Genomic DNA, 22,493 nt, shown 5'->3' with positions numbered 1-22,493 from the left:
ATGGATGTCAGAGCGGGACGGCCCGGACCGGCCGCGCCCCGACCGAGCATCCAGACCCAGGAGTTCGCCCACATGAAGCACGTCAAGAAGGTCTCCAAGCGCACCCGCGCCGTCACCGGCGGCGCACTGGCCGCCGTCGTCGTCCTCGGCGGCTTCGGCGCCTACTCCGCCAGCGCCGACCCGGCCACGGCGACCCGGGCCACCGTGAAGACGGACGCCAAGAACAAGAACCTGACCCGGTCGACCCACCTGACCGTCGACGCCGCCACCGAGGCCGCGCAGGCCGCGCTCGACGCCGCCGAGAAGGAGAACCAGCGCGTCTCCGTCGCCGTCGTCGACCGCAACGGCAACACCATCGTCACCCTGCGCGGCGACGGCGCCGGCCCGCAGTCCTACGAGTCGGCCGTGAAGAAGGCGTACACCGCCGTCTCCTGGAACGCGCCCACCTCCGAGCTGGCCAAGCGCCTGGCGCAGGCACCCAACCTGAAGGACATCCCCGGCACGCTGTTCCTCGGCGGAGGCGCCCCGGTCACCGCCAAGGGCGCCCCGATCGCCGGCATCGGCGTCGCGGGCGCGCCCTCCGGCGACCTGGACGAGAAGTTCGCCCGCGCCGGTGTCGCCGAGCTGAACAAGTAACCGCGTTCGCGGCGCACACTGCGGATGGTTCACATGACCCGGTTCATACCGCCCACGACATCGCGGAGGTCCAGGTGAGCACGTCGAACAGTGCGCCCGCGCAGACTCCGGCGGCGCACGCAACCCCCCGTACCGTGCGTCGCCGGCCCTTCGGCCCCGCCCGGATCCGCGCAGGCATCCGGGCGGGGATCGGCATCGCGGTGCGTACGTGGACGCGGACCGCCCTGACCTCACTGCGCGGCTTGACCCACCTGAGGAGCAGCACCCCCATGCCCCCTGCCGACCGAGCCCTCCGGGTCGCCGTACGGGCCGCCGACGCCGACGCCGTGCGGGCGGCCATCGCCGATGGCGCCGACATCGAGAGCCGCGACGAGCACGGCCGCACCCCGCTCCTGATCGCCGCCGTCGGCGACCACGTGGCGGCCGCCGAGGTCCTCGTCGCCGCGGGTGCCGACCCAGACGCCCAGGACGACCGCGAGGACAGCCCCTGGCTGGTCACCGGCGTCACCGGCAGCGTCCGCATGATGCGCGCCCTGCTCCCGGCGGGACCCGACCTGACACTCCGCAACCGCTTCGGCGGCACCGCCCTGATCCCCGCCGCCGAACGCGGCCACGTCGACTACGTACGGGCCCTGCTCCGGGAGACCGACATCGACGTCGACCACGTCAACCGGCTCGGCTGGACCGCGCTGCTCGAGGCGGTCATCCTCGGCGACGGCGGTCGCGCGCACCTGGAGATCGTGGAGCTCCTCATCACCGCCGGCGCCACACCGCACCTTCCGGACGGCGACGGGGTGACCGCGCTCGAACACGCCGAGCGCCGCGGCTTCACCGAGATCGCCGGGCTGCTGACGGCCGTACGCTGAACCGCCGCGCGGACACCTGCCGTACTGGACGCCCCGGTATGCGGCGTCACCGGTCCGCGCCGACCGCGGCGGCGGCCACGGCGGGCGTCGCGGGGCCGCTCGTGGGCCGCACGCTCCCGAACCGCCGCCGGTGGCGCGTGTGCTGACCTGACCTGACCCGCGCGACGATGTGGTGGTCCGCGTGATGCCCTCGGCCGGACACTCCGGCCGAGGGCATCACGTTGTCGGAAGACGCTTGCTCCTGCCGACCTTTCTCAGTCGAGGAACTCCCCGTCGCGGGCCACGACGACTCCGCCGTGCACGACCATGTCCCGTCGGGGCATGTCCACGACGACCTGCGGCAGGCACTCACCCCGTACGAGGACGAAGTCGGCCGGGGCACCCGGCTCGAAGTCCGCGTGTGCGAGGCTCATGACGTCCGCGCCTCCGTGGGCCGCGACGCGATAGCAGTTCTTCAGCTCCTCATCGATGCGTACGTCCGTCACCCACCCGAGCAGATGTGCGCGATGCAGCATGTCGGCGTTGCCGAACGGACTCCAGGAGTCGCGCACGCCGTCGGAGCCGAGCCCGACCCGGACGCCGTGCTCGCGCAGCCGGGCGATCGGCAGCACCAGGGAGGCGGACGGAGCGACCGTGGTGAGGGCGATGTCCTGGTCACCCAAGTCGGCGGCGATGGAGCCGAGTTCACGATCCGGCAGTTCGGGCAGACAGAAGACGTGGCTGACGGTGACCTTGCCGGCGAGGGACAGGGCGCGCGTGCGGTCGATGATGCCGCGCATGGCCTTGATCCCCTTCTCGCCCTGGTCGTGCAGGTGAATGTCCACGCCGACGCCGTGGCGGTCCGCGATGCCGAAGACGAGGTCGAGCTGCTCGTCGAGGGCCTCGTCGAAGCCGATCGGGTCGATGCCGCCGATCATGTCGATGGCGCCCGTACGCGCGGCCTTCTCCAGCAGCTGCGCCGTGCCCGGGGTGCGGATGACGCCGTGCTGCGGGAAGGCCACGATCTGGACGTCGAGGGCGTGGCGCAGCTGCTCACGGGCCTCTCCCACACCCTCCACTCCGGCCAGCCCGTAGGCCGGGGCCACGTCGGCGTGGGCGCGCATCGCCCGAGTGCCGCGGGTGACCGCGTGGGCCATGAGGCCGTACGCGCGCTCGGCGACGGGGCGGTGCTGGCTGCGGAACAGTTCCACGTCCTGGGCGACGAAGTCGGCGATGGTGCTCGCCGGCCGCCGCGACACCCAGGAGCCGCCCCAGGTCGTCTTGTCGGGGTGGATGTGCGCGTCCACGAGGGACGGGAGCGCGATCCGGCCGCCGCCGTCGACGACCTTCGCACCACGAGGCGCGGGGCCGTCCGCGACGAGGCCGTCGACGACCACGAGGTCCGTGGGCTTCGCCGCACCGAACAGCCGTACGTTGCGGAAGACCACGACCCTGTCGCGGCGCCCCGCCGCACCGGGCGCCGCGGCTTCGGCGGGCGCGTTCGCGGCGTGGGCGGTCGTGGCCGCCGCGCCGGCCATGGCGGCGGCGCCGGCCAGCATCGTGCGGCGGGAGAGGGCGCCGGGGAACGGCGAGGACGGCTGCATGAGGACTCCTTCAGCGGGGGGATGGTGCGGGTGATGGGGGTGCGGGTGTGGACCTGTGAGGAGCGGGAGCGGTAGCGGTACGCAGAGGGCAGGCGGCGGCGAAGCGCGGTGGACGCGAGCGGGGAGGCGTCCGTAGGGGAGGAGGAGCGGCGGTGGCGCCGGCCGCGATGGCGCGCGCAGCGCACGGGTGGGCAGCGTCGTCGTCCGGGGTACGGCCAGGGCGCGCGCGTCCGGTCGTCGCTGCGGTCGCACGGTCCGAGGCGCGAGCCACGGTGTCGCGGCGCGGCGCGGCGCACGGGCCGTGATCGCGGTCCGGGGCACGTACGGCCACGGCGCGAGGCGGCCGGCCGGTGCGCCGGTGGAGCGGTCCGGCATCACTCCCCAGGAACGGGGACCGTTGTCGAGGTCAGAGCGGCATGCCCGCCCGTACCACCCGTACCGGCTGCTTGAGCACGGTGACGTCGGCCAGCGGGTCGCCGTCCACGAGGATCACGTCGCCCGCGAAGCCGCGCGCGAGACGGCCCGCCGTGCGCTCCAGTCCGAGGAGGCGGGCGGCGCCGGTCGTGGCGGTGCGGATCGCGTCGAGCGCCGGCAGCCCGGCGGCGCGCATCAGCTCCACCTCCCGGCCGATCGGGCGCACCGAGCCACCGGACGAGTCGGTTCCGGCGGCGAGCGGGATACCGAGTTCGTGCGCCGCGAGGACCGCCCGCTTCAGTGCGGGGAGGTAGGTGCGTCCGCGCTCGGCGAGGACCGGGTCCGTGGACTCCGCCAGACCGGCGATGGCGGTGAGGGTGGGCGTGAAGTACGTGCCCCTGCGGCGCATCTCGCGCAGGGTGCGCTCGCCGACGAACGCGCCGTGCTCCAGCGAGCGGATGCCGGCCGTCACGGCGTCGTGGCAGCCCTGCTCGCTGTAGCTGTGGCACAGGACGCTCTTGCCGCGCCGCCGGGCCGCGGCGACGATCTCCGAGAGCTGCTCGTGCGAGTACACCTGGGCGAGCGGGTCCTGTTCCGGAAGCCCGGCGCGCTCGTTGACCCGCGTCTTGATCACGTCCGCGCCCCGGGCGAGGTTCACCTCCACGACCCGCCGCAGCGCCTCGGCCGAGCGGACGCCGTCCTTGAGACGGGCGAGCGGGGTGAGATCGGGGTCCGCGAGCACGGTGTCGCCGAGGTCCGGGGTGACGAAGACCCCTGCGGCCGTCAGCCGGGGTGCGAGGGTGGGGCTGTGCCGGGCGAGTTCGCGGACGGCGATGTCCTGGTAGAACGCGGTCGATCCGCTGCGCGCACTGGTCGCGCCCTTGCGGACGGCGTCGCGGGCTTCGGCGGCGGTGCTGAGGTGGATGTGCGCGTCGACCAGGCCCGGCAGGACCCAGCGGCCGTGGGCGTCGAGAACCTCGACGCCCTGCGGGACGGCGACGCTGTCCCGACGGCCCGCCGCGCGTACGGTCCCGGCCTCGATGACGACGACGGCGTTCTCGATGACCTCGCCGGTGGCCGGGTCGAGGAGCGTGCCTCCCTGGACCACGAGGTTTCCGCCCCGCGCGCCCCGCCCCTCGGTGCCGCCGCCGGCCTGCCCGGCGGCGTCCGCCGTTCCGCCACGGTTCGCGGGACCGGCCACCGCCGGCCCGGCGGCGGCCACGGTCCCGGCGAGAGCGGCCGCACCCGCGAGGATTCCGCGGCGGGTCAGTCTGCTGGAGGGTGGCGGCGTGGCTTCGACGCACATGGGGGAGCTCCATGGGGGAGTAGGTCAGCGACTCCCCCATTTTGTATACCAACCCTGAGGTGGCCAGCAAGAGTGGTGATCAAATGCCAGAGATTACCCATATGGGGAAGCTTGATCTCGCTATGGGGCGGAGGTCCGCCTTTCGCTTGGTATACAAACTGCCGGGTCAGTGGCCGAAGAGGGAACGCAGGGCGACGGCCCTGCTGTCGCGCACGTGCAGCAGCGTGCTCGCCCCTGCGGCCTCCGCGTCGCCCGCGGCGATGTGCCGGTACATCTCGGCGTGCTGGGCCCGCATGTGCGCCGGCTCCTCCCGCAGGCCGAACACCAGCCGCAGCTGCCAGCTCAGTTGCTCCATCACGCGTGTGAGCAGCGGGTTGCCCGACATCGCCACGACGCCCTCGTGGAACGCCGTGTGCGCGGCCACCTCGCGCGTCCCCTCGTCCGCCGCGGCCGCCGACTCGGCCTGGTGCAGCGTCGCTTCCAGGGCGGTGAGCCCCTCGGTGTCGTGCGCCGCCACGGCTCGTGCCGCCAGCCGCGACGCCTGGACCGCGAGCGGCTCCCATACCTCGTACAGGTGCTCCACGTCGGTGCGCTCGAGGCGCCGCACGCGTACGCCGCTGTGCGGGAGAAGCTCGAGGAGCCCTTCGGCGACCAGTGCGCGCAGCGCCTCGCGCACCGGCACACGGGACATGTCGAGCTCCTCGGCGACCTCTCGCTCGACGAGGCGGGCACCCTGCGCGTACCGCCGGTCGACGATCCGCTGGAGCACGGCCTCGCGCGCCCGCGCGCTGAGCGAGGCCGACGCGCTCTTCCCTGAGGAGCTCGTTCCCGAACCGCTCGTACCCGAGGCGGGCGTGTGTGAGCCGCTGCTCGTGGCCGCCGCGCCGGTCCTGCTGCTGTCCGCCACCGTTCGGCCCTCTTTCGTCCTCTGTTCGGCGTGCCCCGGCGAGGATATGTCCGACGGCGGGTGAGCCGTGTCTCATCCGGGTGGCGGCGCTTGTCTATGCAACAAGTTGCATAGAAGGATCGGGGTATGGCGCTCGAACACGCGATCCTTGTGTCACTGCTGGAGAAGCCCGGCTCCGGCTACGAGCTGGCCCGGCGCTTCGAGCGGTCCATCGGGTACTTCTGGACCGCCACTCACCAGCAGATCTACCGCGTGCTCAAGCGGATGGAGAGCGACGGCTGGGTCGACGTCCGGGATGTTCCGCAGCAGGGCCGCCCGGACAAGAAGGAGTACTCCGTCGCCGCCCTCGGACGGACAGCCCTCTCCGACTGGCTGCACGAGCCGATCGAACCCGAGAGCGTCCGCCACGACCTCGCCGTGAAGGTCCGGGGCGCCGCCTTCGACGACCCGGCCGAGCTGATCCGCGAGGTGGAGCGGCACAGGCAGGCGCACACGGAGCGGCTCGCGCGCTATCTCACGGGCGAGGCGCGCGACTTCACGGGGCCGCAGGCACCCCGCCCCGCCGCCGGTCCGCCCGACGCGGGGCGGGAACTCCAGCACGTCGTCCTGCGTGGCGGCATCGCGTACGAGCGGATGATGCTCGCCTGGCTCGACGACGTACTCGCCACCCTCCACCGGCTCGGCTCCGCGCACTGACGGCGCCGACCTGCCGGCACATCGGCAGGGCCCTTCTGCCCGCCCCGCCGTCCCGAGTTCTTCACCACCACCCCTCTCACCCTCCCAGCCGAAAGGCGTCCTCATGGCCGACCAGCTGCTGTTCAACCCGCGCACCTACGACCCGGCGGACTTCGACCCGGAGACCCGTCGCCTGCTGCGCGCGACCGTCGACTGGTTCGAGGAGCGCGGCAAGCGACAGCTCATCGAGGACTACCGGTCCCGGGCCTGGCTGGGCGACTTCCTCGCCTTCTCCGCCAAGGAGGGGCTGTTCGAGACCTTCCTGTCGCCCTCCGCCGACGCCGGGGAGGGGGAGCGGGACAAGCGCTGGGACACCGCCCGTATCGCCGCCCTCAACGAGATCCTCGGCTTCTACGGTCTCGACTACTGGTACGCCTGGCAGGTGACGATCCTCGGTCTCGGTCCGGTCTGGCAGAGCGACAACGCGACCGCCCGCGCCCGCGCGGCGGAACTCCTCTCGCAGGGCGAGGTGTTCGCCTTCGGCCTGTCCGAGAAGTCCCACGGCGCCGACATCTACTCCACCGACATGCTGCTGGAGCCCGACGGCGCGGGCGGCTTCCGGGCCACCGGATCCAAGTACTACATCGGCAACGGCAACGCCGCCGGACTCGTCTCCGTCTTCGGCCGCCGCACCGACGTCGAAGGCCCGGACGGCTACGTCTTCTTCGCCGCCGACAGCCGCCACCCGGCGTACCACCTCGTCAAGAACGTCGTCGACTCGTCGAAGTACGTCAGCGAGTTCCGCCTGGAGAGCTACCCGGTTGCCCCGGAGGACGTCCTGCACACCGGCCGCGCCGCCTTCGACGCCGCCCTCAACACGGTGAACGTGGGCAAGTTCAACCTGTGTACCGCCTCGATCGGCATCTGCGAGCACGCGATGTACGAGGCCGTCACCCACGCGCACAACCGCATCCTCTACGGCCGCCCCGTCACCGCCTTCCCGCACGTGCGGCGCGAGCTCACCGACGCCTACGTCCGCCTGGTCGGCATGAAGCTCTTCAGCGACCGCGCCGTCGACTACTTCCGCTCCGCCGGCCCGGACGACCGCCGCTACCTCCTCTTCAATCCGATGACGAAGATGAAGGTGACCACGGAGGGCGAGAAGGTCATCGACCTGATGTGGGACGTCATCGCCGCCAAGGGGTTCGAGAAGGACAACTACTTCGCCCAGGCGGCCGTGGAGATCCGTGGGCTGCCGAAGCTGGAGGGCACCGTCCACGTCAACCTGGCGCTGATCCTGAAGTTCATGCGCAACCACCTGCTGGACCCGGTCGCGTACGAGCCCGTCCCGACCCGGCTGGACGCGGCCGACGACACGTTCCTCTTCCGCCAGGGACCCGCCCGCGGCCTGGGATCGGTGCGTTTCCACGACTGGCGCCCCGCGTTCGCCGCGTACGCCCACGTACCCAACGTCGGCCGCTTCCGCGAACAGGCCGACGCCCTGTGCGACTTCGTCACCTCCGCGGCCCCCGACGAGCGGCAGAGCCGTGACCTCGACCTCCTCCTCGCCGTCGGCCAGCTCTTCGCGCTCGTCGTCCACGGCCAGTTGATCCTGGAGCAGGCGCGCCTGACGGATCTCGACGAGGACGTACTGGACGAGCTGTTCGCCGTCCTCGTACGGGACTTCTCGGCGCACGCCGTCGAGCTGCACGGCAAGGAGTCCGCCACCGAGCAGCAGCAGCTCTGGTCGCTCGGCGCCGTCCGGCGTCCGGTCGTCGACGAGGCGCGTTCGGCTCGGGTGTGGCAGCGCGTCGAGGCGCTGTCGGGGGCGTACGAGATGACGCCGTAACGTCGACGGAGTCCGTCGACGGACACGGAACGGAGGCCGCTACGGGTCACCCCACTCCAAGGGGCGACTCGTAGCGGCTGACTCATGTGACCGGGCCGCCATCCTGCCGCCGGGCCACGTGATCTCGCTACGGTTCCGGGCGGCGGTCATGGCTCGCGAGGCCGCGCAGGACGAGGCGGACGCCGAGATCGAAACCGCGTGTGTCCAGGTCCGCGAGACCACCGGGCCGCGCGTCGGCCGCGTGCAGTGAGGCGGCGAGCTCCGGGTGGCCGGGGAGGTAGTCGGCGGGGGCGCGGGTGAAACCGGCGGTGAAGGTCTCCAGGGCCGAGCCGAGGACGAGGTTGTCGATCGCACAGGCGGCTTCCGCAGCCTCGTCCGGGGTGCAGCCGGTCAGGGTCAGGGCGCGGAGCAGGGCGTCGTAGCCGCGCAGCGCCTTGTCGGAGGAGACCCCCCGGCGGGCGACCAGCGGGATCATGTGCGGGTAGCGGAGGTAGACCCTGCGATAGCCGTGGGCGTACGCGGCAATGCCCCGCGCGCCGCCCGGGTCCGTCAGGGGACCCAGATCGATCTCGTCGTTGATCAGCTCCGCGACGGCGTCGAGCAGGTCTTCCTTGGACGCGACGTGGTGGTACAGGGACGCCCCGCGCACCCCGAGCCGGTCGGCGATCGTGCGCATTTTCAGGGCTTCCACGCCCTGCTCGTCCAACAGCTCCAGGGCCGCACGGGCGATGATCGCTCGGCTGAGGAGGGCCTGGCTCGGCCGTGGCATCTGCGACTCCCTCGTCCTCGGATGTGCAGGTTACCTGCCAGGAACGCTTCACAAGCAGCCGGGAGCACCGCTACATTCACGCCACCTCGTTTACCTAACGCGGTTAGATTTGGCGTGCCGGGCCGCTGTCGGCCCGGTGCGCCCGGTGAGGTGATCATGAACGACACGCCGACCGGCCGGATGCCGGCCGATCCAGTGGCCCCCCAGGGCGGACCCGACGCGGACGCCGCCCGGCTGCGCGACCTCGGCTACCGCCAGGAACTGCGCCGCAACCTGGGCATTCTCGGCAACATATCGATGGGCTTCGCGGTGGTCTCCCCGGTCGTCGCCCTGTACGCCGTCTCCATGGTGGGGACCACGGTCGCGGGCCCTGTGTGGGTGTGGGCCCTGCCCTTGGTGCTCGCCGGCCAGTGCCTGGTGGTCAACGTCTACGCGGAGCTGACCTCGCAGTGGCCGCTCGCCGGCGGCCCGTACCAGTGGGGAAGACGCCTGCTGGGTCCGGCGTTCGGCTGGCTGGGCGGTTGGGTCTGGCAGTTCGCCGTGATGTTCGGCAACACGACCGTCGCCTACCTCGCGGCGCCCTGGGTGTACGCGCTCTTCGGCGCCACCCCCACACCCGCCGGGCTGGTCGCGGTGGCCGTCGGCATCCTGCTCGCGTGCATGCTGGTGAACGCGTACGGCATCAGCATCCTGCGCTGGTTCGTCTCGCTCGGCATCGCCGCGGAGGCCGTCGCGTCCGTGCTGGTGGGGCTGGTTCTGCTGCTGTTCTTCCGGGAGCACGGCTTCCCGCTGTTCACCGAGACGCTCGGTGCCGAGGCCCTGTCCGGCGGCTCCACCGTCCTGGGCTTCCTCGCGGCGGTCGCCGTCGCCGGATGGGCGTTCATCGGCTTCGACGCCTGCGTCTCCACCGCCGAGGAGACCAAGGACGCGGGCCGCCAGGTTCCGCGTGCGATGTGGTGGGCTCTGCTGAGCGTGGGCGCCGTCGTCATCCTCAACGCGATGGCGGTGGCTCTGGCGCACCCGCAGCCGGAGGTCGTGGTGGCCGGCCAGGACATCGACCCCGTCACCACGGCGGTCGTGCACGCCTTCGGCGACTGGTCGGACAAGCCGTTCGTCGTGGTCGTGCTGATCGGCTTCCTGGCCTGTGCGATGGCCTCCCAGGGCGGTGCCGCGCGCGGTCTGTTCTCGCTGGCCCGCGACGGCGTCTTCCCGTTCTCCGGGCAGGTCCGCAAGGTCAACCGCCGCAAGGCACCCATCGGCGGCCTCGTCGCCTCCACCCTGATCAGCGGCAGCGCGCTCGCCCTCGGGCTCAACGCCACCGCCATCGGCAGCCTGATCGCCTTCGGCACCGCCGCCACCTACCTGCCCTTCTTCCTCGTCTCGCTCGCGGCGCTGATCGCCCGGCTGCGCGGATCCTGGGTGCCCTCCGGCCGTATCCGGCTGGGCCGTAAGGGCACCGTCCTCAACGTCCTCGCCGTGGCCTGGACCGCCTTCGAGGTGGTCAACGTCTGCTGGCCGCGCGCGATTCTCGCGCCGCCCGGCGCCCCCTGGTACCAGGTGTGGGCCGCGCTGCTGGGCACCGCCGTGGTCCTGGGCAGCGGACTGGTCTACCTGGTCGCCCGGCGCCCGCACGACAAGCTGCGCGAGGGCGCCCCGGCCCCTGCCGCTCCCGCTGCGGAGGCCGCCGCGCTCCCCGCCACGGACCACCCCTGAGCCGGTGCCGGCACCGCGGCCCGCGGTGCCGGCTCCGTATCCGCCCCTTTCCGGCAATCCCCTGCGGAAGAAACGCCCACGACGCACCCTGGAAGGTCCCTGTCATGAACCTGCCACAGCCTGCACGCCGCGCGTTCTGTACGACCGCGCTGACCGCGGCCGCGACCGTCTTCCTCTCCTCCCGGACCGCCGGCCCGGCCGCCGCCGCGACAACGGCCGCCGCCGCGTCGACGCCCCCCGCGACAACGGCCGCCATCGCACAGACGACCGCCGCCTTCACCGTCCCGGCCGAGTGGCAGCCCCACTCCGGGTGCGTGATGGCCTGGCCCTGGGACCGCACCGTCGGATGGGGCGCGCTGCTCAAGCCGGTACAGGCCGAGATCGCCGCCATCGCCAGGAGCATCGCCCGCTTCGAAAGCGTCCTGATGGTCGCCGAACCCGGCACCGCCGCCGACGCCCGCCAGCAGTGCGGCCCGACCGTCACCGTCATCGAGTACCCCGTCAACGACTGCTGGACCCGGGACACCGGGCCGGTCTTCGCCCTGAGCCCCGACCGCACCCAGCTCACCGGCCTGGACTTCCGCTTCAACGGCTGGGGCAACAAGTACCCGTACGACAAGGACGACCTGCTGCCCGTCGGGGTCTGCTCCCACCTGTCCGTGCCGCGCACGCCGGTCGACCTCGTACTCGAAGGCGGCGCCGTGATCACCGATGGCCAGGGCACCCTCATCACCACCGAGGAATGCCTGCTCAACCCCAACCGCAACCCCGGCCTGACCCGTGCCCAGATCGAGTCCGCGCTGCTCGCCGCGTACGGGGCGAGCAAGGTGATCTGGCTCCCGTACGGTCTGAACAACGACATCGTCACGGACGGGCACGTCGACCTCGTCGCCGCCTACCTCGGCCCGGCCAAGGTCCTGCTGCACACCCAGCCCGACACCGGCAGCCCCAACCACGCCCGGATGGCGGCCAACAAGGCCGTGCTCCAGGCCGCCACCGACGCCTGCGGGCGGCCCATCCAGATCGTCGAACTCCACCAACAGCCCCACTTCCGGGTGAGCGGCACGCTCGTGGAGACCTTCAGTTACACCAACTACTACCTGACCAGCGGCAGCGTCGTCGTCCCCACGGCCGAAGTGCCGGAAGACGCCCTCGCGCTGAGCAGGTTCGCCGAGCTCTTCCCGGGTCGGGAGATCGTCGGCATTCCGACCCGCAATCTGGCGTGGGGCGGTGGCGGGATCCACTGCGTCACCCAGCACGTTCCCGCCCGGTCCTGACCGAAGGGCCCCGGGGCGGGGCACGGCCGAGGGGCCCGGCCGTTCGTGGTCGAGGCCCCTCGGCGCGCTCAGGAAGACGGGCCGGCGTTGACACGGGTGCCCATGTCCACCTCGGTGCCGTCCGCGTCCACCAGGGTCAGGTCGACGTCCGCGCTGCGCGGGGCGATCTCCGGCGGCGACACGTACCGGCCGGCCCCCGCCCTCAGCCCCTCCGCCGTCCAGCCGGGACGACGCTCACCTACGCCTCCCAGTCCCAGGTGTCGAAGCACACGGGCATGCCCGTACGCCGGGCGGCCATGACCGCCTCCAGCCGCGCGTGGTCCCGGCCCGGCATCAGCTCCCGCCACTCCGCCCCCGGCAGCCCGAACACCGCCGCCAGCAGCCGTGGCGGGCCGGGCACGGTGAGCCCGGTCTCCTCCCGGCACTCCCGGACGGCGGTCTGCCAGGGCCGCTCGCCCGGATCGGCGACACCGCCGGGCCACTGCCAGGGGTGGACGCTGGAGTAGGTGGCGCGCAGCTGGACGGGTCGGTCGTCCTCGTCGGTGAAGAACACGGCCCCGAAGACGGTGGCCTTCGGCAGTGTGGCGGCGAACTCCTCAGGGGGCAGCCACTGCTTGCTCACAGGGCGCTCCCACGGACGATGCTCTCCGGGCACAGGCGGGCGACTTCCACCGCATCAGCGGGTGTTGCGAGGCGGGGGTGCGACACGGCATGTTCCTTCCGCGAAGGGCCCATGGTGGCTTCACTGTAGGGGCCACACAGGCGATGCCAGGACCGGATCGAGGAGACGTGACCGGAGGCGGCGTCACCCGAACCAGACGACCAGGCGCACGTTCTCGTCCCCGTACTCGGTGGCGAGCTCCCGCATGGTGCCCCAGACCTGGGACCACGGCTCCTCGTCCGGGGGCGCGAGCATGCGCGCGGTGAGGAACACGGGCCGGTACACGATTCCGTCCAGGAGCACCTCACCGCCCGGCGGCCACTCCGGAGGTGCGAGGAGCCGATGCCCGCCGAAGGTGTCGCATGCGGCCTCGTACACATCGTGCGGGGCCCGGACGACGTCCTCCAGGACGAGCTCGCCGCCGTCGTCGCGCCGCCACTGCCCCACCCAGTACCAGGCGGGCTCGTCGTCGAGCGGGGCGTCCCAGTCGACCGCCGCGACGTCGGCCCAGGTGGCGTACGTGTGGCCGTGCTGGAAGTCACCCACACCGGTCTCCCGCACCGGATCCGAGACGTCGTCCGGAAGGCCGCGGTCCGCGAACAGCCGACGCCGCAGATGCTCCACGCCTCGGACGTTGAAGAGGCAGTTCCACGCTTCGTAGTCCCGCCGCAGGTTGAAACCCAGCACGCCGACCTCGACTTCCCAGCAGCCGTCGGCCCCGCGCGTCTCTATCGCACAGTCAATGTCCGTCCCCATGAACGACGACCCTAGGGCGCCCGCCGGTCGCGGCCGACGCCCACTGTGAGCCGGGACGTGCGACGGGTCCCTGAGGAGCTCCCACGCAGGCCGACGGGGAAGGTCCCGTACGCTTGCCCGAGCTTGGCATGATCGCGGCCGACAGGCCGGAGGAAGTGAAGGGGACGGGGGCCATGCGGCACGACCGTAATGTGGTCAGAGCGCTCGACGTGCTGATCTCCCTCGCCGAGTCGGACGACGCGCGGCGGGTGCGGGACCGGATCGGGGCCGCCGAGGCGCCGGAAGCGACCGTTCCGCCTGCCTGGGGCGGTCTGTCGTCGGTTGCGTCCGGTGCGCTGCCGGCGTCGGCGCTGCTGTGGATGCTGGAGGAGGACCGGCCGCAGACGAACGAGGCCGTCGTCCTCCAGGCCGGGCTGCCCGTCGCGCTGGAGCTGGCCGTGCTGGCGGGCGAGCCCTTCGGGCCCGACGCGGGGCGCACCGTGCCGCTGACGGACGGGCTGCACCGCCACCGCCGCCCCCAAGGCGTAGAGCTCCTGCCCGCCGAGGAACTGATCCCCGCGCTACGGGCGGTGGAGACGATGCGGCAGGGACACCGGGCCGCCAAGCGGCTCTCCCGGAAGGACTGGGCGCGCGTCTTCGAGGCCGACGTGGAGCAGCCGCTGCCCGGGTACGCCCGGTGGGCGCTCGCGCTGCGGCCCGACTGCCCCGCGGCCCTTCGCGAGCGGTTCTCCGGACATCGGAGCTACGAGCACCGGATGCGGACCGGGGGCATTGTCGACGGCCCCGGGACCTACGTACGGGAGTGGCGGCCGGCCCGCCATGTGCTGGCCGTCCTGGACGTCGGCCGCTGGGCGTTCCCCACCCGTTTTCCGGAGGCGGAGGAGGTGCTGCGGCCGATGGTGCGCGGATCGCTCGGGGGCGACATCGAGGCGTGGGCCGTCCTCGCGCAACTGCTGCCGACGTTCACGGGGACCGTGCCCGAACTGATCGTGACCGCGCGCGCGATCGCCTGAACGGAGAGGGGCGGGGCGGCTGGAGTCGAACCAGCGTGTTCCGGTTTTGGAGACCGGCGCGTCTGCCTCTGCGCTACGGCCCCGCCTTGCCGGTGATCATAGGCGAATCGTCCGGGCGGAAAACACCTTCGCCCGTTGTCGGTGCTCCCTGATACCAAGGAGTACGCAGGGGGGGAGCGGGAACATGGCGTACGGGGAGCGCGGCGGACGGCCGCGGCACGTGGTCGATCTGGCCGACCGGCGCGCGCTGGAGCGGTGGCGGCCCGCCGACGAGACGGTGGTCGCGGAGGCACGGCGGCTCAAGGAGGCCGCCCTGCTGGACTTCGGGATGTCCGGCTCGGCGGTGGCGTCCTGGCTCTACGCCAAGTGCCACCACCAGGTGGCGACCACGGCGATCGACACCGCCGCCGTCGTCGCGAGCGGCGACGGGACCTGCCTGCTCGTCTACAACCCGGAGTTCTTCGTCTCCCTCGGCCTGGACGGGGTGAAGTTCGCCCTCTTCCACGAGGCGCGGCACCTGGTCCACCGCCACCTGTTCGTCGAGCCGGAACTGCGCGACGACCCCGTGTTCACCCTGGCCGCCGAGGTGTCCATCAACCATGTCGCCCTGGTCCGGCTCGGCCGGGACGCCCTGCCCCTGTGGGACGGCAAGCCCGCCGGCATCGACCCGCGCGAGACCCACGCGGCGTACCGGGCGGACCTGCTCGCGCATGGCCTGGAACCGGTGGACTACGCGGAGTTCATCGCCACGGACATGTCCGTGTACGGCGAACTGAAGCGCATGGCGCACCCACCGGTCCCGACGCCGGTCTGCGCGCACCTCACGCACCACGACATCCCCGCCGACCAGGAGACCGTGGACACCGTCGTCTCCTCCGTCCTGCTCAACTCGCTGCTGGCGGCCCGTCGTGGCCATGCCGTCGCCGAGGCGGAGATGGGCGAGCTGATGGACCGCACCGACGGCGCATCGGACCGGGTGACCCGCATGTGGGGCCGGCTCGGCGCCGGACTGCTGCGCGGACAGACGCCGCGCACGGAGCGGGTCGACTGGTGGCAGCGCTGGCTGGTGGACGTCGTCGCCTCGAAACTGCGGGACGGCGAGCGGCTGGTCTACCCGAAGAAGCGGGGCGCGCTGCTCGCGGCGCTCGGGCACGACCCGATGCTGTCCCGGCGCGGCCCGGTGCGCGACAAGGTGCTCGTCATCGCGTACGACACCTCCGGATCCATGCCGGACCACGTGGTCCACTGGCTGACCGAACTGGTCGGCCGCATCGACGGAGTGGAGGCCCACTGGTTCTCGTTCGACGCCGTGGTGATGCCCTTCCGGCCCGGCGAGGCGGTGTACGGCGGCGGGGGCACGAGCTTCCAGGCCGTCGCCGACCACGTGGAGGGGCGCACGCTCGTCGACGGCCGGCCCTTCGAGGAGACCCCGGACGCCGTGGTGATGCTCACCGACGGCTACGCCCCGCACATCACCCCCGCCGAGCCCGACAAGTGGATCTGGCTGATCACCGAGGGCGGCGACGACTGGCCCGAGTCCCACACCTCTCCGATGGCATGCCACCGCGTCACGACAGGATCCCCATGACCACGCCGACCGCGCCGACCCCGCCCCGTACCGTCTCCTGGCAGCCCAACGCCACCTACCCCCGGCCGCCCCAGGGCTGGACCGGGGCGTCCCGCCTGGAGTCCTTCGTCGACGCGATGATCGACATGGGGCAGACCGGCCAGGTCTTCGGCGAGCACGGCATCGGCAAGACCGCGACGTTCTTCTCCCACATCGCCGAGGCGTACCCGGACACGGAGCTGGTCCTCGTCCCGGCCGCCAACCTCACCCCGGACGATCTGCTGGCCAACGCGCCGGTGCGGGACGAGGAGACCGGGCGGCTCGTGCTGCGGCAGCTGGTGATGAGCCAGCTGAAGCCGGGGAAGCCGTTCGTCCTGCTCATCGACGACTCGCTGCAGGCGGGCGAGTCGATCCAGTCACAGCTGATGCAGATCGCCTGCAACTGGACGCTCGGCGGGTACGACCTGCGTGCGCTGGGCTGCGTCGGCGTCTTCCTCACCGACAACGAGTCGCTGGCCGAGACCGCCGCCCGCCGCAGCGACCTGGCCGTCCTGGACCGGATGGTCACGATCCGGATCACCGCGAACGACACGGCCTGGCGCTTCAAGCTGGCCGCGAAGTACCGGAACTGGGATCTGGGCGGGGTCTTCACGCTGTGGGCGTCCCTGAGCCCCGCGCTGCGCGAGCTGCTGTCACCGCGCACCCTGGACCACATCCTCGCCAACGCCCGGGAGGGCTTCCCACTGCGCTGGGGGCTGCCCCTGGTCAACGGCGAGCGTCTGCGGCTCGCCGAGCCCCGGCCCGACGGCCGCCCCGGCCCGAACCGGACCCAGGAGATCCTGGACCGCATCGCGAACGAGCTGGACGTGCCGAACCCGGCACGGATCGCCGACCCGGTCCGCCAGGTGGTCCGGGCGGCCCTGCGCAACCGGTGGACGGTGCTGCTCCAGGGCCCTCCGGGCTGCGGCAAGACCGAGCTCGTCCGCCAGACGGTCCGGGAGGGGCTCGGCGGGCGGGAGCCGCTGTACTTCTCGATGCCCGTCACCAACGTCGAGGACCTCTGCGCGCCGATCCCCACCCGCGACGGGTCTCTCGACAACCTGCTGGCCGCCGCGTTCACAGGACCGGAGCCCAAGGCCGTCGTCTGGGACGAGTACAACCGCCCCAAGGACAAGGCGGCGTTCGCCAAACTGATGGAGATCACGCAGGAGTGGTCCCTGGCGGGCCGGCCCATCGAGGGGCTGAAGGCGCAGGTCGCCGTCCAGAACCCGCCGTACCACCTGGGGCGCAAGCTGCTCGTGGCACGGAACAACATCGCCCAGGCCACCCGGTTCACGGCCTCGCTCACGGTCGAGCCCGGTGACATCCCGGCCAACGAATGGCTGATCGACACGTACGGCCCCGTCGCCGAGACCGTGCTCGACTGGTGGAAGCACGACATCGACGAGGACGGCCGTGCCTGGATCACCAAGCGGACCATCGAGCGGCTGATCAAACTCCACCAGCGGGGCCTGCCCCTGGAGATGGGCACGGTGTACCTGGGGGACGGCGAATACGCCCCGGTGCAGCTGACCAGCCTGATCGACCGGCTGAACAACCGGCCGGTGACCGGTCTGCGCGAGCTGGCCCGCGACGTCGACTCCTGGGAGAGGCGGCTGCGGCGGGCGGCGGAGTCGTCCTCCGAGGGCGGCGACGACAGCGACGTCGTGCACCAGGTCATCGCCAACGCCGAGCTGTCGCAGCTGAGAAAGCACCGTAAGGCTGTGACCCGGCTGGTCGCGCTGCTGCCGCCCAAGCTCCGCTCGACCTACATGGTCGGAGCCTCGGATCAGCAGCAGCGGTTCTGGATAGAGGTGTTCGGCGCGATGCCCCGCTAGTGCTGTTTCCGGAAAGGTTTGCCGGGAAGCTCGCGGCGTCCGGTGCATGGGGTCTCCCCAGGCCCGCAGGGCCTGGGGGACGCATCGCAAGGCGGAGGATCGCCCTCGTACTGGGCGTACTCGGGCGACTCCGACAACGCAGCGAGGTGCCGTGCCGGGAGTCGCGAGCCGGTGAACCCTTCCGGTCGCAGCACTAGCTAGGGGGTGTCGTTCGGATCAGGCCGGAGCAGCGAGTGTGCGTGCCAAGGCAGGCACGCCCGGCAGGAACCGAAGGACAGGCGCTGGGGCCGTCCGGCGCCCCTACCCCGGGCGGGATGCCCAGGACTCCTACGACGCCTCGGACGCGGGTGGCGCCGTGCGGTGCACGCTGCGTACCGCCTCGACGTCGGCGGAGACCGCGGGCCGCGGCAGGTGCGCGCTGAACGCGTCGAGCCGGCGCCGCACGCTCGTCGCGATGCCCTTGCCGAGGACGAAACGCGTCGGACTCACGGCCCGCGGCGCGGCGTCCAGGAGCCGGTGCGCCTCGTGGCTGCGCATACCCGTGTGGGCGAGGACGAGGTGCGCGAGGCGGTGCTCGCGGTCCGCGAGGGCCTCGCCGATCGCTGTCGCGGCGGCGACATCGACCCGGTTGTCCTCCGCGCCGAGCACCGCCGCGGCGCGGACCCGGCCGAGGTCGAGCAGTTCGACGCCCGCACCGGCCGAGGCGGCGACGAGCCGGGCGGCGGCCTCCGGGCCGATGCCGTTGCTGGCGACGGAGAGACGCCTCGTACGCCCGCGAGGCGCGCGGTCCAGGGCGTCGGCGAGCAGCAGCGCGCCCGCGTCGCCCAGCCGGGCCGCCGACACGTACAGTTCGCCGACCGCTCCGGCGGCGAGCAGTGCGGCGAGTGGCGCCGCCCCGGTGCGGCCGAGCGGATTGCCGCCGAGGAAGAGGCGCTCGACGCGACGCCCCGAAGCGGCGGCCGTCAGCAGGGCCTCGGCGAGCACGACGAGGCCCGCCGGGTCGAGGCCGGTCTGCACCAGGTCCAGGGTGCGCAGCCCGGACGCGGCGGAGACGAGGTCCGCCGCGGCGCGCCCGCCTTCGGTGCCCAGCGGGTTGCGCTTGAGCCAGACCCCGGTGACGACGTGCTCGGAAGCACGCAGGTTGTCGGCGATCCGGCAGGCGCCGCCCGCCGTGATGCCGTTGCATCCGAGGTACAGCGTCTCGACGCCCGCGCCGACGCTCTTTCCGGTGACGTCCGCCGCCCCGTCGTCGCCGAGCCCGTCGGTCCCGAGCAGCAGATGCCGTACCCGGGGCGGGCCCGCCGTGGCGCCGAGGGCCTCGGCGATCAGCGCGGCGCCCTCGGGGCCGAGGGCCTGCTTGCACAGGTCGAGCCGGCCGTCGGGCATCGCCGTCCCGGCCGGGAAGTCGAGCCTGCGGTCGGCCGCGGCGCCGCCCCGCAGCCAGTCGATCAGCGGGCCGAGGTCGCCGATCGACCGGGGCAGGACATCGGGGACACCCGCGAACGGGGCCTGCCCGAGGGGGTTCTCCGGCTCGGTCACCACGCCGCCTCCCGGTAGTCCTTGAGGAACACGCCCGACACCGGGGCCCCGGCCTCGCCGCGCACGATCGGGTCGTACACCCGCGCCGCCCCGTCCACGATGTCCAGCGGCGTGCGAAAACCCTCGGCGGCGATCCGGCTCTTCTTCGGCAGCGGGTTCTCGTCGGTGATCCACCCGGTGTCGACGCTGCACATGTGGACGCCCTGCGCGGCGAGTTCGGGCCCGCTGGTACGGGTGAGCATGTTGAGCGCCGCCTTCGCCATGTTGGTGTGCGGGTGCCCGGCGGTCTTGTGCCGGACCGCGAACCGGCCCTCGACCGCGGTCACGTTGACCACGTACCGGTTCGGCCGCGGCGAGGCGAGCAGCAGCGGCAGCAGCCGGTCGACCAGCAGGGCCGGGGCGAGGGCGTTGACGAGCTGGGTCTCCAGCAGCTCGGCCGGGTCCAGCTCGCCGATCCGCGCCGACCACGAGTTCACCGGGGCGTGGTCGGGCAGCAGGCCCGCCTCGTCGGCCTCCGCGAGGACCAGCGCGAGCGCGCCTCCGGCGGGGGGCGCCTCCAGAGCCCGCAGGGGTGCGTAGCCGGGGGCGGCCCACGCGCCCGCGGGCAGCGCCGCGGGCTCGCCGGCGGCCAGCAGCGCGTACGACTCGGGCGGGCGGCGGACGGTCTGGGCGGCGTTGTTGACGAGGATGTCCAGCGGCTCGCCGTCCTGCCGGAGCCGTTCGCACAGCCCGAGAACCTGGCGTGGGTCGCGCAGGTCGACGGCGACGACCGTCAGCCGGTCGAGCCACGCCTCGCTGCCCGGAGCGGCCCGGAAGCGGTGCAGGGTGTCCTGCGGGAAGCGTGAGGTCACGAGGAGTTCGGCGCCGTCCCGGAGCATCATCAGCGCCAGCTGGAAGCCGATCTTGACGCGTCCTCCGGTGAGGAGCGCGCGCCGTCCGGTGAGGTCCGTGGACAGGGCGCGGCGGGTGGTGTTGTCGGCGGCGCACTCCGGACAGAGCGCGTGGTAGAAGGAGTCGGCCCGCCGGTAGTGCGTCTTGCATACGTAGCAGCGGCGGGGCCGGGTCAGGAGCCCGCCCTGCCCGTTGTCGTCCGCACCCAGCGGGGCGTCCTCGCGCCGGGCGAGCCCACCGGTCGCGGTGGCCGCGACGACGGCGGCGTCCGCCTCGGAACGGGCGTCGCCGCGGGACTTGCGGCGGCGGATCCGGCCGTCGCGGGCGAAGGAACCGGCGACCTGCTCGGCACGCAGCCGGACCGGGTCGTCGACGGGCAGCGCGCGCAGCTTGCCGACGATGCGGTCGAAGGCGGCGAGCTCCTCGTCGGTGGGCGGCGTCTGGTTGTGGGGCTCGTGGTGGGTGGGCGGCGTCCGGCCGTGGGGCTCGTTGTGGGTGGGCCGCGCCTGGCCGGCGAGCTGCGGGGCCGTGGATCGTCGCTCCGGGGCGAGCCGTCGGTCCGTGGGGCGCTCCTCGCCGGCCGGCCGGGTCTCGTCGCCGATCCGTGTCATGTTCGTCGTCCCGCCCCGCCCGCTGTCGTGGTTCCCGTGGCCCCTGCCGGATTCGAACCGGCGTGTTCCCTTTTGGCAAAAGGGTGCGACTGCCTCTGCGCTACGGGACCGGGCTGCCCGGACGGTCGGATTCGAACCGACGTGTTCACGACGTGAGGGGTCGGCGCGCCTGCCTCTGCGCTACGTCCGGACAGTGCCGGTGATCATACCGGCGGGGGCACTCCGCGTGAGGCCCCGCCCTCACGGCACCGGTTCACGCGGGACCACGGCGGGGCAGGACGCCGAGGCATCCCCGCCACGGCCCCGCGCGCGGCGAACCGCTAGAGGTCCTCGACCGGGGCGTCCTCCGCCACCCCGAAATGCCGGCGTGCGGCCGCCTCGACCTCGCGGGAGAGCTCCTGGTCGCCATCGCGGACGTGCTCGGCGCCCGCCTCGGAGAAGTGCCGCTCGATCCACGTCACGTACCCGCCCCCGTCCGGAGGCGAGTCCTGCGAGGTGACCCGGTACCGGCCCGTCGCGTCCTTCCGCAGTTCGGTGATCCATGGAGTGGCCATCCCGGTGCCGGTGACGAGGGCGCCGCCCCGCTTCCCGTACTCCTGGCACACGGCGAGCAATCCCACCGTCAGGCTCTGACCGTCGTCCGCCCCGGCGATCTCGATGATGTCCTCGGAGCAGAACCACTGAGGCCGCAGGTGCTTCTCGTCCTGGGTGAGCATGCCGCCCTCCCGCTTCATCTGTGCGATCAGTGCGTCGTGGACGAGCGGCTGTACGAGCCTGCGCTGGTCGGGGTCCACGTCCGGCCGCGTCAGTCCGCACCCCGCGAGCCCGAGCAGCACCGCCGTCATGACCGGTACCGCGGCAACGGCCGCACCTCGCCACGTCCCTCGTATGCGCATGACATTCCCCGTTCGTCTCGTACCGGCCGGTGTACAAGACGGGCTCCGCACGCTGCGGGTTGCACGCCGACGTGGCCCTCGCCGTCCCCGCACCGGTCCCCGTCCCCGTACCGTCGGCCACCGGAGCCGGGCTGTGACGCACTTCGCGCTCCGGAGAGCGGACATAAATGCGAATCAAGAATGCGTATTTGATAGCGTCCTCGTATGCGGTTGACGAAGTTCACCGACCTGGCGCTTCGTGCCGTGATGCGCCTGGCGGTCTCCGAGGAGGACGGCCTGCTGACCACCCGCCAGGTGGCCGAGGCGATGGACGTGCCCTACGCCCATATGGCCAAGGCGATCACCCGGCTCCAGCACCTCGGCGTGGTGGAGGCCCGGCGGGGTCGCGGCGGTGGGCTCGGCCTCACCGTGCTCGGCCGACGGGCTTCCGTCGGCTGGCTGGTGCGGGAGCTGGAGGGCGAGGAGGAGGTCGTCGCCTGTGAGGGCGATACGCCCTGCCCGCTGCGCGGGGCCTGCCGGCTGCGCGGGGCGCTGCGTGACGCGCAGCGCGCGTTCTACGCCGCACTCGATCCGCTCACTGTCGCCGACGTCGTGGCCTCTCCCACTGGGCCGGTGCTGGTGGGGCTGATCGGCCGCCGCTCCGACTAGCCTCTGCCTCCTTCCGCTCCTTCCGCCCCCTCCTGCCGC

The 22,493-nt window shown here is 72.6% G+C and carries 20 protein-coding genes and 3 tRNA genes; 10 read left to right on the top strand and 13 right to left on the bottom strand.

Features of this window, described 5'->3' with window-relative positions:
* The first annotated feature begins 72 nt into the window (after positions 1–72).
* Positions 73–636: a GlcG/HbpS family heme-binding protein gene (locus ABT342_RS21030; protein ID WP_351575785.1), complete on the top strand. Its 564-nt coding sequence runs from the start codon at positions 73–75 to the stop codon at positions 634–636.
* A gap of 43 nt (positions 637–679) precedes the next feature.
* Here ABT342_RS21030 and ABT342_RS21025 read toward each other — a convergent pair whose 3' ends face one another.
* A complete protein-coding gene (locus ABT342_RS21025; RefSeq protein WP_351575782.1) occupies positions 680–901 on the bottom strand; it encodes a hypothetical protein in 222 nt (73 codons plus the stop codon).
* 4 nt (positions 902–905) lie between these two features.
* On the opposite strand from ABT342_RS21025, the gene ABT342_RS21020 reads away from it, so the two are divergent.
* Positions 906–1,502, top strand: coding sequence for an ankyrin repeat domain-containing protein (locus ABT342_RS21020; RefSeq protein ID WP_351575779.1), 597 nt, complete (start codon positions 906–908; stop codon positions 1,500–1,502).
* A gap of 254 nt (positions 1,503–1,756) precedes the next feature.
* Here the strand turns inward: ABT342_RS21020 and ABT342_RS21015 are convergent, their stop codons facing one another.
* The 3 genes from ABT342_RS21015 to ABT342_RS21005 all read right to left on the bottom strand — a co-directional run bounded on the left by ABT342_RS21015 (position 1,757) and on the right by ABT342_RS21005 (position 5,712).
* Positions 1,757–3,085, bottom strand: a complete 1,329-nt coding sequence (locus ABT342_RS21015; RefSeq protein WP_351575776.1) for an amidohydrolase family protein — start codon at positions 3,083–3,085, stop codon at positions 1,757–1,759.
* 406 nt (positions 3,086–3,491) lie between these two features.
* Positions 3,492–4,805: an amidohydrolase family protein gene (locus ABT342_RS21010; protein WP_351575772.1), complete on the bottom strand. Its 1,314-nt coding sequence runs from the start codon at positions 4,803–4,805 to the stop codon at positions 3,492–3,494.
* 166 nt (positions 4,806–4,971) lie between these two features.
* Positions 4,972–5,712 carry a GntR family transcriptional regulator gene (locus ABT342_RS21005; RefSeq protein ID WP_351575769.1) on the bottom strand — a complete coding sequence of 247 codons (741 nt, stop codon included), beginning with the start codon at positions 5,710–5,712 and terminating at the stop codon, positions 4,972–4,974.
* Between the two features lie 126 nt (positions 5,713–5,838).
* On the opposite strand from ABT342_RS21005, the gene ABT342_RS21000 reads away from it, so the two are divergent.
* Both ABT342_RS21000 and ABT342_RS20995 read left to right on the top strand, forming a co-directional pair.
* A complete protein-coding gene (locus ABT342_RS21000) occupies positions 5,839–6,408 on the top strand; it encodes a PadR family transcriptional regulator (RefSeq protein ID WP_351575766.1) in 570 nt (189 codons plus the stop codon).
* A 103-nt stretch (positions 6,409–6,511) separates the two neighbouring features.
* On the top strand, positions 6,512–8,236 hold the full coding sequence (locus ABT342_RS20995) for an acyl-CoA dehydrogenase family protein (protein WP_351575763.1): 1,725 nt from the start codon (positions 6,512–6,514) through the stop codon (positions 8,234–8,236).
* Between the two features lie 127 nt (positions 8,237–8,363).
* Here ABT342_RS20995 and ABT342_RS20990 read toward each other — a convergent pair whose 3' ends face one another.
* The gene (locus ABT342_RS20990; RefSeq protein ID WP_351575760.1) at positions 8,364–9,005 is read right to left on the bottom strand and encodes a TetR/AcrR family transcriptional regulator; all 642 of its coding nucleotides are present in this window, start codon (positions 9,003–9,005) and stop codon (positions 8,364–8,366) included.
* Positions 9,006–9,161: 156 nt separating this feature from the next.
* On the opposite strand from ABT342_RS20990, the gene ABT342_RS20985 reads away from it, so the two are divergent.
* Positions 9,162–10,718, top strand: a complete 1,557-nt coding sequence (locus ABT342_RS20985) for an APC family permease (RefSeq protein WP_351575757.1) — start codon at positions 9,162–9,164, stop codon at positions 10,716–10,718.
* 104 nt (positions 10,719–10,822) lie between these two features.
* Positions 10,823–11,995, top strand: a complete 1,173-nt coding sequence (locus ABT342_RS20980; RefSeq protein WP_351575754.1) for an agmatine deiminase family protein — start codon at positions 10,823–10,825, stop codon at positions 11,993–11,995.
* A gap of 238 nt (positions 11,996–12,233) precedes the next feature.
* Here ABT342_RS20980 and ABT342_RS20975 read toward each other — a convergent pair whose 3' ends face one another.
* Together ABT342_RS20975 and ABT342_RS20970 are read right to left on the bottom strand one after the other, a co-directional pair.
* On the bottom strand, positions 12,234–12,617 hold the full coding sequence (locus ABT342_RS20975) for an NUDIX domain-containing protein (RefSeq protein WP_351575751.1): 384 nt from the start codon (positions 12,615–12,617) through the stop codon (positions 12,234–12,236).
* A 183-nt stretch (positions 12,618–12,800) separates the two neighbouring features.
* Positions 12,801–13,412 (bottom strand): hypothetical protein, encoded by a 612-nt coding sequence (locus ABT342_RS20970; protein ID WP_351575748.1) that lies wholly within the window; start codon positions 13,410–13,412, stop codon positions 12,801–12,803.
* 173 nt (positions 13,413–13,585) lie between these two features.
* Here ABT342_RS20970 and ABT342_RS20965 point away from each other — a divergent pair, with 173 nt between their 5' ends.
* A complete protein-coding gene (locus tag ABT342_RS20965) occupies positions 13,586–14,425 on the top strand; it encodes a hypothetical protein (RefSeq protein ID WP_351575745.1) in 840 nt (279 codons plus the stop codon).
* Between the two features lie 9 nt (positions 14,426–14,434).
* On the opposite strand, the gene ABT342_RS20960 is transcribed toward ABT342_RS20965, so the two are convergent.
* Positions 14,435–14,510 (bottom strand) — tRNA-Trp (locus ABT342_RS20960).
* 99 nt (positions 14,511–14,609) lie between these two features.
* On the opposite strand from ABT342_RS20960, the gene ABT342_RS20955 reads away from it, so the two are divergent.
* Both ABT342_RS20955 and ABT342_RS20950 read left to right on the top strand, forming a co-directional pair.
* Complete coding sequence (locus tag ABT342_RS20955) at positions 14,610–16,013, top strand: vWA domain-containing protein (RefSeq protein WP_351575742.1); 1,404 nt, start codon at positions 14,610–14,612, stop codon at positions 16,011–16,013.
* Positions 16,010–17,869, top strand: a complete 1,860-nt coding sequence (locus tag ABT342_RS20950) for an AAA family ATPase (protein WP_351575739.1) — start codon at positions 16,010–16,012, stop codon at positions 17,867–17,869. Before ABT342_RS20955 ends, ABT342_RS20950 begins: the two co-directional genes overlap by 4 nt.
* Before the next feature lie 327 nt (positions 17,870–18,196).
* Here the strand turns inward: ABT342_RS20950 and ABT342_RS20945 are convergent, their stop codons facing one another.
* From ABT342_RS20945 to ABT342_RS20925, 5 genes are all read right to left on the bottom strand, one after another.
* Complete coding sequence (locus ABT342_RS20945; RefSeq protein ID WP_351575736.1) at positions 18,197–19,411, bottom strand: leucine-rich repeat domain-containing protein; 1,215 nt, start codon at positions 19,409–19,411, stop codon at positions 18,197–18,199.
* A complete protein-coding gene (locus tag ABT342_RS20940; RefSeq protein WP_351575733.1) occupies positions 19,405–20,910 on the bottom strand; it encodes an SDR family NAD(P)-dependent oxidoreductase in 1,506 nt (501 codons plus the stop codon). Before ABT342_RS20940 ends, ABT342_RS20945 begins: the two co-directional genes overlap by 7 nt.
* 37 nt (positions 20,911–20,947) lie before the next feature.
* A tRNA-Gly gene (locus ABT342_RS20935) sits at positions 20,948–21,020 on the bottom strand.
* A gap of 6 nt (positions 21,021–21,026) precedes the next feature.
* A tRNA-Glu gene (locus ABT342_RS20930) sits at positions 21,027–21,100 on the bottom strand.
* 130 nt (positions 21,101–21,230) lie between these two features.
* Complete coding sequence (locus ABT342_RS20925) at positions 21,231–21,755, bottom strand: hypothetical protein (protein ID WP_351575730.1); 525 nt, start codon at positions 21,753–21,755, stop codon at positions 21,231–21,233.
* A 255-nt stretch (positions 21,756–22,010) separates the two neighbouring features.
* Here ABT342_RS20925 and ABT342_RS20920 point away from each other — a divergent pair, with 255 nt between their 5' ends.
* Complete coding sequence (locus ABT342_RS20920; RefSeq protein ID WP_351575727.1) at positions 22,011–22,454, top strand: RrF2 family transcriptional regulator; 444 nt, start codon at positions 22,011–22,013, stop codon at positions 22,452–22,454.
* Positions 22,455–22,493 lie beyond the last annotated feature (39 nt).

Source organism: Streptomyces sp. NPDC000410 (assembly GCF_040300305.1).
Lineage (GTDB): Bacteria > Actinomycetota > Actinomycetes > Streptomycetales > Streptomycetaceae > Streptomyces.
Note: the sequence above shows the minus strand (reverse complement) of the source record. Positions and strands in the feature narration are given on the sequence as shown.

Excerpts from the sequence above, each read along its gene's own strand:
- ABT342_RS21030 (WP_351575785.1), top strand. The coding sequence starts at position 73 with ATGAAGCACGTCAAGAAGGTCTCCAAGCGCACCCGCGCCGTCACCGGC.
- ABT342_RS21020 (WP_351575779.1), top strand. The coding sequence starts at position 906 with ATGCCCCCTGCCGACCGAGCCCTCCGGGTCGCCGTACGGGCCGCCGAC.
- ABT342_RS21015 (WP_351575776.1), bottom strand. The coding sequence starts at position 3,085 with ATGCAGCCGTCCTCGCCGTTCCCCGGCGCCCTCTCCCGCCGCACGATG.
- ABT342_RS21010 (WP_351575772.1), bottom strand. The coding sequence starts at position 4,805 with ATGTGCGTCGAAGCCACGCCGCCACCCTCCAGCAGACTGACCCGCCGC.
- ABT342_RS21000 (WP_351575766.1), top strand. The coding sequence starts at position 5,839 with ATGGCGCTCGAACACGCGATCCTTGTGTCACTGCTGGAGAAGCCCGGC.
- ABT342_RS20995 (WP_351575763.1), top strand. The coding sequence starts at position 6,512 with ATGGCCGACCAGCTGCTGTTCAACCCGCGCACCTACGACCCGGCGGAC.
- ABT342_RS20990 (WP_351575760.1), bottom strand. The coding sequence starts at position 9,005 with ATGCCACGGCCGAGCCAGGCCCTCCTCAGCCGAGCGATCATCGCCCGT.
- ABT342_RS20985 (WP_351575757.1), top strand. The coding sequence starts at position 9,162 with ATGAACGACACGCCGACCGGCCGGATGCCGGCCGATCCAGTGGCCCCC.
- ABT342_RS20980 (WP_351575754.1), top strand. The coding sequence starts at position 10,823 with ATGAACCTGCCACAGCCTGCACGCCGCGCGTTCTGTACGACCGCGCTG.
- ABT342_RS20970 (WP_351575748.1), bottom strand. The coding sequence starts at position 13,412 with ATGGGGACGGACATTGACTGTGCGATAGAGACGCGCGGGGCCGACGGC.
- ABT342_RS20965 (WP_351575745.1), top strand. The coding sequence starts at position 13,586 with ATGCGGCACGACCGTAATGTGGTCAGAGCGCTCGACGTGCTGATCTCC.
- ABT342_RS20955 (WP_351575742.1), top strand. The coding sequence starts at position 14,610 with ATGGCGTACGGGGAGCGCGGCGGACGGCCGCGGCACGTGGTCGATCTG.
- ABT342_RS20950 (WP_351575739.1), top strand. The coding sequence starts at position 16,010 with ATGACCACGCCGACCGCGCCGACCCCGCCCCGTACCGTCTCCTGGCAG.
- ABT342_RS20940 (WP_351575733.1), bottom strand. The coding sequence starts at position 20,910 with ATGACACGGATCGGCGACGAGACCCGGCCGGCCGGCGAGGAGCGCCCC.
- ABT342_RS20925 (WP_351575730.1), bottom strand. The coding sequence starts at position 21,755 with ATGACGGCGGTGCTGCTCGGGCTCGCGGGGTGCGGACTGACGCGGCCG.
- ABT342_RS20920 (WP_351575727.1), top strand. The coding sequence starts at position 22,011 with ATGCGGTTGACGAAGTTCACCGACCTGGCGCTTCGTGCCGTGATGCGC.